The 13684-nt window shown below is 60.6% G+C and carries 14 protein-coding genes and 1 tRNA gene; 3 read left to right on the forward strand and 12 right to left on the reverse strand.

Features of this window, described 5'->3' with window-relative positions; translation table 11 throughout:
• Positions 1-38: 38 nt before the first annotated feature.
• Complete coding sequence (locus tag M0P56_RS11870; RefSeq protein WP_291510235.1) at positions 39-275, reverse strand: hypothetical protein; 237 nt, start codon at positions 273-275, stop codon at positions 39-41.
• A gap of 184 nt (positions 276-459) precedes the next feature.
• Between M0P56_RS11870 and M0P56_RS11875 the strand changes: the two genes are divergently transcribed.
• Complete coding sequence (locus M0P56_RS11875) at positions 460-702, forward strand: hypothetical protein (RefSeq protein ID WP_291510236.1); 243 nt, start codon at positions 460-462, stop codon at positions 700-702.
• Here M0P56_RS11875 and M0P56_RS11880 read toward each other — a convergent pair.
• Complete coding sequence (locus M0P56_RS11880; RefSeq protein WP_291510237.1) at positions 689-1009, reverse strand: hypothetical protein; 321 nt, start codon at positions 1007-1009, stop codon at positions 689-691. The two genes, M0P56_RS11875 and M0P56_RS11880, sit on opposite strands and share 14 nt — an antisense overlap.
• 130 nt (positions 1010-1139) lie before the next feature.
• Positions 1140-1224 (reverse strand) — tRNA-Leu (locus tag M0P56_RS11885).
• Between the two features lie 54 nt (positions 1225-1278).
• Here M0P56_RS11885 and M0P56_RS11890 point away from each other — a divergent pair.
• Positions 1279-1905, forward strand: a complete 627-nt coding sequence (locus M0P56_RS11890) for a nucleotidyltransferase (RefSeq protein ID WP_291510238.1) — start codon at positions 1279-1281, stop codon at positions 1903-1905.
• 10 nt (positions 1906-1915) lie between these two features.
• Here M0P56_RS11890 and M0P56_RS11895 read toward each other — a convergent pair whose 3' ends face one another.
• From M0P56_RS11895 to M0P56_RS11905, 3 genes are all read right to left on the reverse strand, one after another.
• Positions 1916-2992 (reverse strand): NADH:flavin oxidoreductase/NADH oxidase, encoded by a 1077-nt coding sequence (locus tag M0P56_RS11895; protein ID WP_291510239.1) that lies wholly within the window; start codon positions 2990-2992, stop codon positions 1916-1918.
• Positions 2989-3717 (reverse strand): dienelactone hydrolase family protein, encoded by a 729-nt coding sequence (locus M0P56_RS11900; protein WP_291510240.1) that lies wholly within the window; start codon positions 3715-3717, stop codon positions 2989-2991. The genes M0P56_RS11895 and M0P56_RS11900 overlap by 4 nt, the downstream gene beginning before the upstream one ends.
• Before the next feature lie 86 nt (positions 3718-3803).
• Positions 3804-4421: a TetR/AcrR family transcriptional regulator gene (locus M0P56_RS11905; protein WP_291510241.1), complete on the reverse strand. Its 618-nt coding sequence runs from the start codon at positions 4419-4421 to the stop codon at positions 3804-3806.
• Positions 4422-4561: 140 nt separating this feature from the next.
• On the opposite strand from M0P56_RS11905, the gene M0P56_RS11910 reads away from it, so the two are divergent.
• The gene (locus M0P56_RS11910) at positions 4562-5797 is read left to right on the forward strand and encodes a hypothetical protein (RefSeq protein WP_291510242.1); all 1236 of its coding nucleotides are present in this window, start codon (positions 4562-4564) and stop codon (positions 5795-5797) included.
• A gap of 9 nt (positions 5798-5806) precedes the next feature.
• On the opposite strand, the gene nadC is transcribed toward M0P56_RS11910, so the two are convergent.
• Genes nadC through M0P56_RS11940 form a run of 6 tightly spaced genes read right to left on the reverse strand, consistent with a single transcriptional unit; the run spans position 5807 to position 13672 of the window.
• Positions 5807-6634: a carboxylating nicotinate-nucleotide diphosphorylase gene (nadC, locus tag M0P56_RS11915; RefSeq protein WP_291510243.1), complete on the reverse strand. Its 828-nt coding sequence runs from the start codon at positions 6632-6634 to the stop codon at positions 5807-5809.
• Positions 6631-7980 (reverse strand): Na+/H+ antiporter NhaA, encoded by a 1350-nt coding sequence (nhaA, locus tag M0P56_RS11920; RefSeq protein WP_291510244.1) that lies wholly within the window; start codon positions 7978-7980, stop codon positions 6631-6633. The genes nadC and nhaA overlap by 4 nt, the downstream gene beginning before the upstream one ends.
• An 18-nt stretch (positions 7981-7998) precedes the next feature.
• Positions 7999-10815, reverse strand: a complete 2817-nt coding sequence (locus M0P56_RS11925; protein WP_291510245.1) for a valine--tRNA ligase — start codon at positions 10813-10815, stop codon at positions 7999-8001.
• 11 nt (positions 10816-10826) lie between these two features.
• A complete protein-coding gene (locus M0P56_RS11930) occupies positions 10827-11717 on the reverse strand; it encodes a hypothetical protein (protein WP_291510246.1) in 891 nt (296 codons plus the stop codon).
• 14 nt (positions 11718-11731) lie between these two features.
• Entirely contained in the window at positions 11732-12157 is a 426-nt protein-coding gene (locus M0P56_RS11935) for a DNA polymerase III subunit chi (protein WP_291510247.1), read from the reverse strand.
• 12 nt (positions 12158-12169) lie between these two features.
• A complete protein-coding gene (locus M0P56_RS11940) occupies positions 12170-13672 on the reverse strand; it encodes a leucyl aminopeptidase (RefSeq protein ID WP_291510248.1) in 1503 nt (500 codons plus the stop codon).
• Positions 13673-13684 lie beyond the last annotated feature (12 nt).

Raw genomic sequence — 13684 nt, forward strand, 5'->3', positions numbered from 1 at the left:
CACCCTGGAGATGGCGGCCTCGACCGCCAGCGCGCGGGCTAGTCAGCCAGTTCCAGGCGCCGCTCAATCCGGTCCAGGCGCTCCCGGATGCGGTCAATAGCGTGCCGGTCCTGGATGATTTCCGCGTAGTTGCCTGCTTCATCCCTGGCGATGCGGGTAAGTCCGGTCTCTATGCCGCTCAACCGCGCCATGATCTCGTGATCGCGTTCGCGAGCCGCATCCTGTTCCGCCCGAATCTTCCTGAGTTGTTCCAACACCAGATGGTCTTCCACCATGTCTGAACCTCTTCGCCATTCCGCAGTTCTGGATATTCACGGTCAGTATGGACGCCATAACCGGAAAGAACAACTCTCACGAATTTGGCACCCGCAGAATAGATGACATCTCAAGCTTAGACACTCAGCCCGGCTCCTCCGCCGGGTTTTTTATCGCCTTTCTTCCGGCGAAGGCTCCTCGAACGTGAGTCCTTGTGCGCACACCGGCACCGGCCATGGCCCAGGTACGATGGCTTCTGGCGGCCTTGCCGCAGCACCTGTGCCCAGCACCGGCAACACTATCCGCGCGCCATTGGTCAGCCAGCACCTGGTGACCACGGGGCGGAACGCCCGCGTAGTTAAGGCAGCACAGGAGACCGCCCAGCGCTTCGGTGAAGAAATGGTCAAGGAAGCCCTACAGATGGCGAATTTGTTTATGTCAGAATAGCGGAAGTGAGAGCGTCCAGGCGTGTATCCATGCGGGAAAACCCTTCTTCCATGCGTTCGGTTAGGTGATCCACGCGGGCATTGATACTTGTGCCCAAGGTGTCGATACGAGCGTCCAGCCGTGAAAAGCCTTCTTCCATTCTTCCAGTAAGGCGATCCACGCGGGCATCAAGACGGTCGATGCCCTGACCATTCTCCCGGATATCCTTTTCCAGCGCATCGAGTCGCAGGCGCAAAGACTCCACGCCGGGAGCGATGACGCTTTCCAGCACCTTGCGCAGACTGTCTATGGTTTCCTGAATATCCATAGCGGAAAGTATAAGCCACCCCCGCCTTCCTCACAAACCCCACCGCCTTGTGGACGGCTCCCGTTATGCGCTCATTCTGGCCAGCGCGTCGTGCAGCCGGTGCTCAGCGCTGTCCGAAAGTGTAAGTTATTGGTGCGAAAGGGGGGATTCGAACCCCCACGGCCGTAACCGCTGGAACCTAAATCCAGTGCGTCTACCAATTCCGCCACTCTCGCAATCGCGCTATCTTATGCGGAATACCGTTTGCGGACAATGACCGGGGTGCAAAGATGGCCAAGTTACGGCAACAGTCCCGTTTGCGGCGCTTGTTGGCGGTGGAGTCGGCGCGGATCATGGCCGATGAGGGGGTGGCCGACTTTCGGGTGGCCAAGGAAAAGGCGGCGCGCCGTTTGGGCGCTGGCGGCGACGCCCAGCAGGGCTGGCCGAGCAATGCGGAGATCGAAGAAGAGCTCCAGTCGCGCCTGCAGCTCTTTCATGGTGAGGCGCATAGTGCGGAGTTGCGCCAGCTCCGCGAGCAGGCGGCGCAGGCTATGCACTGGCTCGCGGAGTTTCAGCCGCGCCTGACCGGACCGGTACTGAGCGGGACCGCGACGCGCCACGCAGCCATCACGCTCCATCTTTTTGCCGATACGCCGGAGAGTGTGATCTTTTTTCTGATGGATCAGCGGGTGGCGTATGAAGAGGTCTGGCAGCGACTCCATTATGGGGATGCGCCAGCCCGCGACTATCCTTCCTTGAAGTTGAATTATGCCAGCGCGGATTTGCGTCTGATCCTCTTTGATCTGGACGAGGATCGGCGCAGCCCCGCATCACCCGTGGATGGTAAGCCCTTGCGCCGGGCGACACTGGCGCAGTTGCAGAAACTGCTGGCGGAGCCGATCTCGAATGCCATCTGAAGCGGGTTTTTTAGGGGCGTGGTTTGGCGCGATCGTACTGTACGGGCCAGGTGAGGTCTACGCCCAGTTTCTGTGCTGCATGCAAAGGCCAGTAGGGATTGCGCAGCAGTTCACGCGCCAAGGCCACCGCATCCGCCTGCTCGGTAACGAGGAGGTGTTCCGCCTGTATGGCCTCGGTGATGAGGCCGACGGCGACGGTGGGTATGCCCACCTTCTGCCGGATCGCGCTGGCGAAGGGCGTCTGGAAGCCGGGACCGGCGGGAATGACCGCATCCGGCGTCATGCCGCCGCTGCTGCAGTCGATGACGTCCACACCACGGTCCTTCAGTGCTTTTGAGAGGACGACAGACTGCTCCAGGTCCCAGCCACCGGGTACCCAGTCGGTGGCGGAAATTCTCACCCAGAGGGGCAGGTCTTCGGGCCAGACCGCGCGCACGGCAGCGGTGATTTCCAGCGCCAGACGCATACGGTTTTCCAGGCTGCCGCCGTAATTGTCGGTCCGCTGGTTGCTGACGGGAGAAAGAAAGCTGTGCAGCAGATAGCCGTGGGCCATGTGCAGTTCCAGGACCTGGAATCCCGCCGTCAGCGCACGCTGCGCCGCGGTCACAAAGTCTTTGCGCACTTTCTCCAAGTCCTGAGCGTCCATGGCGTGGGGCGGCGTGTGGCTATGGCTGAAGGGTAGGGCGCTGGGTCCCAGAGGTTTCCAGCCGCCCTCGGCATCGGGTGCAATGGGGTGGCCACCGAGGAAGGGCGGCTGGGTGGATGCCTTTCGTCCTGCATGGGCGATCTGGATGGCGGCGACCGCCCCCTGCGCCTTCATGAACGCGACGATGGGGGCCAGCGCCTGCGCCTGTGCATCCGTCCAGATGCCGAGGTCGCGGGGGGAAATGCGACCCTCTGGGCTGATGGACGCCGCTTCGACCATGACCAGCCCGGCGCCACCGACGGCACGGCTGCCGAGGTGCACCATGTGCCAGTCCCCAGCGACGCCATCGGGTGTGGAATACTGGCACATGGGCGCCACGCAGATGCGGTTGGGCAGGGTGACGCTACGCAAGGTCCAGGGCGAGAACAGCTTGTGGGTCATGCCGACGCTCCGAGATAACGGGTGAAGTGGTCAAGGGTCAGGCGCCAGCCTTCCTTCGCGGCCTCGGGACGGAAGCTGTCCCGGGGATCGGCAAAGAAGCCGTGGGGCGCGCCCGGAAACACCGTCAGGGTATAGCGCTTTTGGGCGGTGCTGAGCGCGGTGGCAATGCGGCCGTGTTCTTCGGGGGTGATGGACTGGTCTTCGGTACCATAGAGCAGCAGCAGCGGCGCCTGCATCTGATCCACCAGATGCAGCACCGGGTTGCGTCCGACGGAATCCTGGTCGGGAGCAATACCGCCGCCGTAAAAGGCGACCGTGGCGCGAAGCTGGTCTGCATGGACGGCATTGGCCATGAAGGCGTAGCGCCCGCCCATACAGAACCCCAGCGCGCCGATGGCGTCCTTCCGCACCTCGGCGCGCTGCTGTAGTGCTTGGATGGCCAGGCCCGCCTCCTGCATGGCCAGCTCGTCGTTCAGCGTTTTGAGATGGCCGATGGCGTTGGCGAAATCGGAATATTCATAGGTCTTGCCGTGATACAGGTCGGGCACTATGGCGCAATAACCGGCTTGGGCGAGACGTTCGGCCACGTCCTGAAAGTGTGCGTTGACGCCGAAGGCTTCGATGAAGACCAGTACGGCCGGGTGTGGACCCGCGTCGGTGGGGCGGGCATACCAGGCCCGCGGGCCGTTTTCCAGTTGAATCCATTCAGATGAGATCTGCGACATGATATCTCCTTGCTACAGTCAGGAAGCGGAAAATGATGCGGTGTCGAATAGTAAGCCGATGTTCACGGCCCGATACGAGGTACCCTTCAGGCGGCCAGTGATCGGACGTAAAGTTGCAGCTGTCGCAGGCAGCGCTGATAGGCTTCGACGGATTGCGCATTTTTGCCTAGGCCGACGCAGCCTTCAATCGCGGCAACGATGAAGAGTGCGGCCTCTTTGGGTTCGATGTCGGCGCGGACCTTGCGGGCAAGTTGCCCTTCGGTCAGGGCGGTGGCCATGACCTCTACCCAGCGTTCCAGGATCTGTTGCAGACCGTGGCGGAATGCTTCATCAAGGGGGCTCATTTCCTGAATGAGATTATTGAGGGGGCAGCCACAACGGATGACCGATTCGTCGGCGGTGTTGATTTTTTCTTCGAGAATACGCTGGAGACTGGCCAGCGGGTCGTCATGCTCGGCAAAAGGGGCGAACCAGCGCAGCGCAAGCTGCGGCGCAATCACTTCTTCAACCACGGCAAGACCGAGTTCGCGTTTGGTGCCGAAGTGATGGTAAAGGGCACCTTTGCTTACCGAAGTGTTGGCAAGAATGCGTTCCAGGCTGGCCGCCTGAAAGCCGGATTCCAGAATCTCGGCGTAGGCGGCACTCAGTAGATCGCTGCGCGTCTGCTCGGGATTGCGGGTTTTTCGTAGGGCTTGTGTCATCATGGACTTGGAAGATACCGACCAATCGGTATCCTGTCAAGGAATTTGCCCGCTTCCCGCCAGGATGCGGGAGGCGGGTGCTGCGTTGGCTGCCAGGATCAATGGCGCTACACTGGCCGGTAGGGGCAAATGGAGAGAAGGACATGCAGGCATCGGCAGATTTTCAGCGGCATGGCGACAAGCAGAATTCGGCCTTTTTTGAAGAATGGTTGGGCCGGTTGCTGGCGGACCGCGATCGTCAGGGCCTGAGCGAAAATATCGGCCGCATCGACAGTCTGATGATGACGGTGGAGCCTGGGCATTCGGCAGCCTATGTGGGTGAACTCTGTCTGATGACGCCCTATAACTATCTGGTCACCCTGGAAACGGAACAGCACTCGACCCATATCCTGCGTATCGACATGAATGCGCCCGACGTGCTGGTGCGTGAAGTGAAAGATCCCAACCTGCACGGTATCTTTCGCAGCCTCAATGAGGTCTACCCCATCGGGGCGCAGCGGCCGAACTCCCGGTACATGGGTGAAATCTTTCAGGTTAAAAATCTGCACGAGGTGGTGGAGACGCAGAAGGCTCGGGAAATCCGCTTCTTTAATCAGGAGCAGATCCGGCAGTTGGAGTTACCCGGGAATATGGCCATCGTCAAGCCTTCTCCTTATACCCATAATATTGTCGGTTACTGGGAGCGCCCAGATGATCATATCCGTGTCTACTCGCTGGGTGTGTCGTCCATTCGGGAGGATATGCAGGCGGCTTTTGAACGGGCCAAGGCATTGCGTGAAACCCTCGGTCTCGACCTGCTGCTCCTGCCCATCGACCATCTGGCAACACGGGTATACAGCCAGAACCGCGAGGTGGCCATTCTCGAATATCTGACGCTGTCCAGTTATTACTATTGGGGTTCCTACGATATTTCTGAGCAGAACTCGTCCACGAATGTGACCAAGAGTGTGCATTTTGCCAGCGAACTCCATAGCCCCGCCAAGGTTTTTACCGCAGCCAACCAGCCGTATTTCTGTAGCCACCTGATCGGCAGGCCGTCGCCCACCGAGGCTTTCGTGCGCAATTTTGGGCCGCGTTTGCATCATCTGGCGGTGGCGGTGCGGGACGGACGCACCGGAGATCAGATCAATATCGACTACGTGGTGAGCGCCTTGCAGAATTGCGGGCAGAAATTTCTGCTGGAGGTCATTGGCTCAGAGCAGGAAGGGTTGAAGCAGATTTTCTCCAGCGCCTCGGAGCATTCCTCACTGATTGTGGAGTATGTACAGCGCTTCGGAGATTTTCAGGGCTTCTTTACCAAAGAAAATGTCGCCGACCTGACCGCTGCGGCAGGTGCGGATGAGACCCTGCGCAGCCTGGACGCGGCGGCTCGTGCCTGAGCAGAACGCTCAGAGGTAGCGCAGCGACAGGTCCAGGCTGTGCAGATGGCGGGTGAGGCTGCCGACGGAAATGAAATCCACGCCGGTGGCTGCCACCTCGGCGATATTGTGCAGGCCCATATTCCCCGAAGCCTCCAGGGGCAGACGCCCGGCGACCCGCTGCACGGCATGGCGCAAATCCTCCAGGGAGAAATTGTCGAGGAGGATCATGTCGGCGCCCGCGCTCAGCGCTTCTTCCAGCTGGCTCAGATTTTCTACTTCAATTTCTATGCGGGTCAGCGCCGGGGCGATTTGCCATGCTGCCGTCAGCGCTGCGGTGATGCCCCCGCAGGCGGCGATATGGTTTTCCTTGATGAGGATGCCGTCGTAAAGACCCAGCCGGTGATTATGACCGCCACCGATGCGTACTGCATATTTCTGGGCCTGACGCAGGCCGGGGATGGTCTTGCGGGTATCCAGGAGCCGCGTTTTATGGCCGCTCAGCGCGTTGGCACAGGCGCGAACCTGGGTCGCGGTACCGGAGAGGGTTTGCAGAAAATTCAGTGCCGTGCGTTCTCCGGAAAGTACAGCGCGCGCGGGACCTTCCAGGGTGCAGAGGACTTGATCGGGGGCAACATGTGCACCCTCGGCGACTTGCCAGGTGATCCGGATTGTTGGCGAGAGAGCGGCAAAGGTGGCCTCCGCATACGCCTGTCCGCAGAGAACCCCCTTTTCGCGACTGATGATACGGGCACTGAGACGATTGGCGGCAGGGATGAGTGCCGCAGTCAGGTCGCCGCTGCCCATATCTTCGGAAAGGGCGTGTTGTACGGTGCGTGATAAATCAGCAGGAATCATGCGGGAACCTCGTTGCGACCGACCCAGAAGAGCCAGGTCAGACCGATAATGGCGGCGATCAGGGAGGCGAGGAGAATGCCTAGCTTGGCTTCTTCTTGCAGATGATGGTCAGTGAAGGCCAGTTGGCTGATAAATAACGACATGGTGAAGCCGACTCCGCCCAGCCAGGCGGCGCCGAGCAGGTGTCGCCATTGTACGCCGTGGGGCAGGCGCGCGATTTTGAAACGTACCGCTATCCAGCTACTGAGACTGATTCCGATAAATTTGCCCAGTACCAGACCCAGACAGGTGCCCAGGGTGACCGTACTCAACAGCATTCCGGTGGACACCTGCGCAAAGTTGATGCCCGCGTTGGCCAGGGCAAAAATGGGGATAACGCCGAAGGTGACCCAGGGTTGAACCGCATGTTCGAGGCGTTGTTGGGGTGCGAGGGCGGCGGCGCTGCTGTGTTGCAAGCTCTGGATGATGCCGGCGAGCTGGTCGTTCACCAGAGGGTCAAGGCGCCTGCTGTGAATGATGACATCCCGCAGATTTTGCCCGCGGGCACTCAGGGTGTCGGCCAGCTCGTCGGGCCGTATGCGGCCGCGTGCCGGAATGGTGAAAGCCAGCAGTATCCCGGCGACCGTGGCATGTATACCCGACAGCAAGACGAAATACCAAAAGGGCAGTCCTACCAGCAGATAAGGCAGGGCGTTACGGATGCCGCCCTGATTGAAGAGAATCAGCACGAGCAATAAAATTCCGGCGACGATCAAGGCGGTCACGTTGAGTGCGGGTGTGTAATAAATGGCAATGACGAGCACTGCGCCGAGGTCGTCGGCAATGGCCAGGGCGGTGAGGAAAATAATCAGGTTACGGGGAATGCGCCAGGCCAGCAGTACAAGAATACCGATGGCGAAAGCAATATCCGTCGCCATGGGAATACCCCAGCCGTCTGCAGCGGAGCCGCCGGGATTAAACTGGTGATAAATCAGTGCCGGGACAATCATTCCCCCCAGGGCCGCAATGACGGGCAGGGCGGCATCGCGCAGGGAGGAGAGTTCCCCCACCAGAAATTCCCGCTTCAGCTCCAGCCCGACGACAAAAAAGAACAGCGCCATCAGGCCGTCGTTGATCCAGTGATGGAGGCTTTGATCCAGGCCCCAGGCACCCCAATGCAGCCCTAAGTGCTCTTCCCAAAAGGCGTGGTAGGGTACATGCCAGACGGAGTTGCTGAGCATCAGGGTCAGGATCGTGGCAGCGATGAGGACGATGCCGCCTGCCGTCGCCCGCCGCAGAAACTGCTCGAAGGGCGACAGCATGCGCCCGAATAAAGGCTCGAGCAGATAAACCGGGCGGTCAGCCATGCAGACCCCGCTGCCCGGTCACAAATGCTCCAGTCGCTGTGCCTGTTCGCTGAGTTGTAGCAGGGCGGCGTCTATTTCGCGCAGACGCTCTTCTTCCTTGGCGACGACCTCGGCGGGGGCGCGGCTGCGGAAGCTTTCCTGGGCCAGCTTGGCGGCGGTTTTAGCGCGATCCTGCTCAAGACGTTGCTGTTCTTTCGCCAGACGGGCCTGCTCGGCCACCACGTCAATGACTCCGGCGAGGGGGACGAGGACGCGCAGATCCCCGACCAGTTGCAAGGCGGCGGGCGGCGCTTCTTCTGCGGTGCCCAGCCATTCCAGACTGGCGAGGCGACTGAGAGCGAAGAGCCAGGGAGCATATTGTTGCGCACGCTGGCGGTCGCTGGCATCGCCCCCCTGCAGCAGCAGCGGCAGTGCCTTGCTGGGCGCAATATCCATTTCACCACGCACCGAGCGGATGGCGCGGATGACCGCAATCAGCCATTCCGTATCGCCATCCGCCTGGACGTCGATACGGGAGAGGTCCGCCACCGGATAAGGGGCGAGGGCAATGCTGTCGCCTGCTTTGCCGATGATCGGGGCTATCCGTTGCCAGAGTTCCTCGGTGAGGAAAGGCATCACCGGATGCATCAGACGCAGGCCAGCCTCCAATACCCGCAGCAGGGTATTGCGGGTGCCGCACTGTTGCGCCGAGGTGAACGGGCTGTCACTGCGCAGGATCGGCTTGGTCAGCTCGATATACCAGTCGCAGTAGTCATTCCAGAAAAATTGGTACAGCGCATGGGCGGCGTCGGCAAAGCGATACTGGTCGATGGCGCTGTTGACGGCCGCTTCGCAGTGCTGCAGACGACCGATAATCCAGCGTTCCGGCGCCAACAGTTCACGCTCGCCTTCCAGATCGGCCGGATTTTGTATCTGCATCAGGGCAAAACGCGAGGCGTTCCAGAGCTTGTTGCAGAAATTGCGATTTCCCTCCACCCGCTTGAGGTCAAACTTGATGTCGCGGCCCTGGGTGGCCAGGGCCGCGAAGGTGAAGCGCAGGGCGTCGGTGCCGAAGGCGGGAATGCCGTCGGCGAACTCTTTACGGGTGGCCTTTTCGATTTTGGCCGCCATCTGCGGTTGCATGAGGCCCTTGGTACGCTTGGCGACGAGGTCTTCCAGGCTGATCCCGTCGATGAGGTCGATGGGGTCGAGGACATTGCCCTTGGACTTGCTCATCTTCTGGCCCTCCGCATCGCGCACCAGACCGTGGACATAGACTTCATGGAAAGGCACGTCGTCCATGAAGCGCAGGCCCATCATGATCATCCGCGCCACCCAGAAGAAAATGATGTCGAAGCCGGTGACCAGCACGCTGGTGGGGTAGAATTGGGCGAGATCCGGTGTTTTTTCCGGCCAGCCCAGGGTGGTGAAGGGCCACAGCGCCGAACTGAACCAGGTGTCGAGCACGTCCGGGTCGCGTTCCAGAACCACCGGCACGCCGTAATGGCGCGCGGCTTCCGCCTGTGCTTCCTCTTCATGACGGGCGACAAAGATTTTACCGTCGGGGCCGTACCAGGCGGGAATCTGGTGCCCCCACCAGAGCTGGCGGGAGATGCACCAGTCCTCGATGCGCTGCATCCAGTCGAAGTAGGTTTTGCTCCAGTTTTCCGGTACGAAGCGGATGCGGCCCTCTTCCACCGCGCGGATGGCGGGTTCGGCCAGTGGCGCGACCTTCACGTACCATTGATCGGTCAGGTAGGGCTCGATGACGGCCTGGGAGCGGTCGCCACGGGGCACCATGAGCTGGTGTTCGTCGGTGCGTTCCAGCAGATTTTCCGCTTCCAGCAGGGCCAGAATCTGCTTGCGGGCGGCATAACGGTCCAGTCCGCGCAGGGGCTCGGGAATCTCTCCGGCGACGATGTTGTCGCCGAAGACTTCGATACGGTCCCGGATACGGGCATCGGGGGTAAAGACGTTGAGCAGGGCCAGACCGTGCCGCTGCCCCACCTGATAATCGTTGAAATCGTGGGCCGGGGTGATTTTGACGCAGCCCGAGCCGAATTCTGGTTCGACATAAGTGTCCGCGATGATGGGGATCTCGCGGTTCATGATCGGCAGGCGCAGGGTCTTGCCGATGAGGTCGGCGTAGCGCGGATCATCGGGGTGAACCGCCACCGCCACGTCGCCCAGCAGGGTTTCCGGGCGGGTGGTGGCGACCACGAGGGCACCATTGCCGTCACTGAGGGGATAACGGATGTGCCAGAGGGCGCCTTGCTCCGCTTCGCTGACGACTTCCAGATCAGAAACAGCGGTGCGCAGGACCGGGTCCCAGTTCACCAGCCGCTTGCCGCGATAAATCAGACCTTCGTCATGCAGGCGGACAAAGACCTCGGTGACGGCATGGGAAAGCCCGCTGTCCAGCGTAAAACGCTCGCGCGACCAGTCACAGGAGGCCCCCAACCGTCGCATTTGCCGGGTGATATGGCCGCCTGATTCCTGGCGCCACTGCCAGACCCGCTCCAGAAAGGCACCGCGGCCCATTTGGTGGCGGTCACCGCCTTCCTGCGCCAGTTGTCGTTCCACCAGCATCTGGGTGGCGATGCCCGCATGGTCGGTGCCCGGCTGCCAGAGGGTACGCTCGCCGCGCATCCGGTGGACGCGGGTGAGGATGTCCATCAGGGTATCCTGAAAGGCATGGCCCATGTGCAGGGTGCCGGTGACGTTGGGTGGCGGCAGCATGATGCAGTAGGGCGCGCCGTCGCCTGCTGGTTGGAACAGGCCATGGGCCTCCCAGCGCACATAGCACTGGGTTTCGATTGCGGCGGGGGCGAAGGGGCGATCCAGGGTGTCAGTCATAGTAGGGTACGTTACTCAATTTCCGAGGTGTTGATCTGGTCCAGACCGTCGTGCAGGACGCGCTGCAGTATTTCCGGAAGCGACTGGCGGATATCTCCAGCCAGGCCTTCGCGCAACTTGATGCCCTCCAGCGCAAGGGTTCGCATGATAGTCAGACTGACCTGCTCTTTCCAGACGGTTTGCAGGCGCTGTGTCACCAGATCTTCTATCTCATTGATGATTCGTCGTTCAACCTCCTGGAAAAGCAGATTCTCGAAGTCTTTGAGAAAGTCGAGATCTACGGGAGGTGGCGGGACGGTGGACTGAACAGGCTGGCGAGCATCGGCCATTGCGGCCCCTTGCATGGGCAGCGGTTCTGATGCAGCTGGAGGAACGGGGGCGGACTGTTCCAGTGCTATCGCATCGGCGATCTTCTCAGAAGTGGCCTCAATGGGTGAGGTCGCAACCGTGTCGTTCCCTGCAGTGGACTCGGCTGCTTCACGAATCCGCGCCAGGACTACATCCAGTTCATGCTTTTCAATATCTTTGTTGGCTGTGATGGGGGATGCGGCCGCAACCGTGTCCAGCCAGTGTGGCTCTGCTTGTGCGTATTCCGTATGCGCCGCCGCAGCACTTTTGGGCGCTGCGACCGTAGCCTCCTCCCAGCGCATCGAAAAAACGGCGGGACTCTCGGGCACCGCCACCGATTCGGGAGGGAGTGATGAGAGATGATCTGGCAACGCCTCTGCCGCCTCTGCTGCCGGATAGGTTATGGCTTCCGGCGTCGCGTCGTCCGTATGCCGCCAAAGTTGTGGCGGCAGTCCCTGACGCAAAAGGTGGGTGAGTAGCAATGGGCCGCCGCCATCATCGGCGTCCCTTTGCTCTTCAAGAACGGGTTCTTTACGTGTCGGTATGCTTGCCATGGGTGCGTCTCCAGTCAGGCTTCCAGGGGATGCACCTGCATGGTGTATCCCGCGTTCTTTAATTGTTTGTATCGTTCTCTGGCGAGGCTGCGGGGCTGCTCTGCGACAGGAATGAAGTCGATGAGCCGTTCGCATGCAGGGACAGGTGTCGGCAATGCGTCCAGCCCGCAGAGCACCAAGGCCTTACTCTGTGGGGGCCAGGCGCCGCCATCATGGATGCGTATGGATTCTCCTGCACCCCGGACATGGGGCACGAAAGCACCAGCCTGGAAAGTCCACAGAAGATCATCCATGATCTGCCCCATCTCTACATCCGGGCACAGGATATCTGCTTCTCCTACGACCTGCCAGACTTTGGCAATTACCCGGCATATACCGCGCTGCTGCTCGTGCGGGGTGAGCAACGTCGGCGGCAACGCATAGAACGAGGCGATGGGCAAGCGGTGGTCCTCTCAAGCCAACTGCCGCGCCCGTTGTAGCAAATACTCTACCAACAACGGCACCGGGCGGCCCGTCGCACCTTTGTTCTCGCCGCTCTTCCATGCTACCCCGGCAATATCGAGATGCGCCCAATGATAGTTTTCAGTGAAGCGTGAGAGAAAACAGGCGGCGGTGATAGTCCCTGCTGGTCGGCCACCGACGTTGGAGAGGTCAGCGAAGGGGCTCTTCAATTGCTCCTGATATTCGTCGAAGAGCGGCAGCTCCCAGGCCCGATCCATGTTTTCCTTGCCCGCAGCAATCAGTTCATGGACGAGTCCCTCATGATTGCCGAGCACGGCCGCAGTCTGGTGCCCCAGAGCGATGACGCAGGCGCCGGTAAGGGTGGCGATATCGATCACTACGTCGGGTTCGAAGCGCTCAACATAGGTTAAGGCGTCCGCGAGGATCAACCGTCCCTCGGCATCGGTGTTCACAATCTCCACGCTCAGGCCTTTCATGCTCTTATGGATGTCACCAGGCTTGGTGGCTTGCCCGTCGGGCAGATTTTCTGAAGCGGGTACCACGGTAATAACGTTCAGCGGGAGTTTAAGTTCCGCTGCCGCCTGAATAGCCGCCAACGCTGAAGCTCCGCCGCACATGTCATATTTCATCTCCTCCATCTTGTCAGCGGGCTTCAGGGAGATTCCACCGGCGTCAAAGGTGAGCCCCTTGCCGACCAGCACGATCGGTGCCTGATCCTCGGCGCCACCCCAATATTCAAGAATGATCAGCCGGGGCGGCTGTCGGGATCCGTTGGCGACGCCGAGGAGCAAATGCATTCCCAGGGCTTCCATGGCGTCCGGACCGAGGATGGTGCTTTTGATGCCTAAACGCTGGGCCATGGCCTCCGCTTGCCCGGCGAGCCAGGCAGGAGTACAGACATTTCCCGGCTCGTTGGCCATATCCTTGGCCCATGCGACGGCCCGTGCTGTCGCATGGGCTTCTGCTGCGGCACGCTGAACTTCTGCCAGTTCGGCCATGTTGCCTTCGGAAACGATGAGCTGCATGGCGCCAAAGGCCCGTTGCGGCTTATCTGCAGGCTTTTTATGCTGGTCAAAGTGGTAATCGACTTCCGCCATCGCCTGAACCAAAATTTTTGCGAGTGCAGGTGCGGAACGGCGGATCACCGGGGTGTCCAGCAGGTGTAAGCTGACGCGGCTGATGCGGGCATTCTGCAAAGCGTGCGCGGCGGCGAGTGCGGCTTTGCGAAATTGACTATCCTTGACCTTGCCATGGGTACCGAGGCCCAGGACAAGCACTCGCGCAGCGGCAATTTTCGGAACCTGATAGAGCATCTGCGTCTCGCCACAGGCGCCGCTAAAATCTCCGGTATCGAGGAGGGCCTGGAGGGCGCCGCCACTGGCCAGATCAATCAGCGTGGCGGCGGGACTCAGCGTGCCGCCTTCATACACTCCGACGACTACACAGTCATTGTTGTCGGCGGTTGGGTTCTGGCACTGTACGGCTATCTCCACGGCGGTTCTCCT

The organism is Acidithiobacillus sp. (assembly GCF_023229925.1).
GTDB lineage: Bacteria > Pseudomonadota > Gammaproteobacteria > Acidithiobacillales > Acidithiobacillaceae > Acidithiobacillus.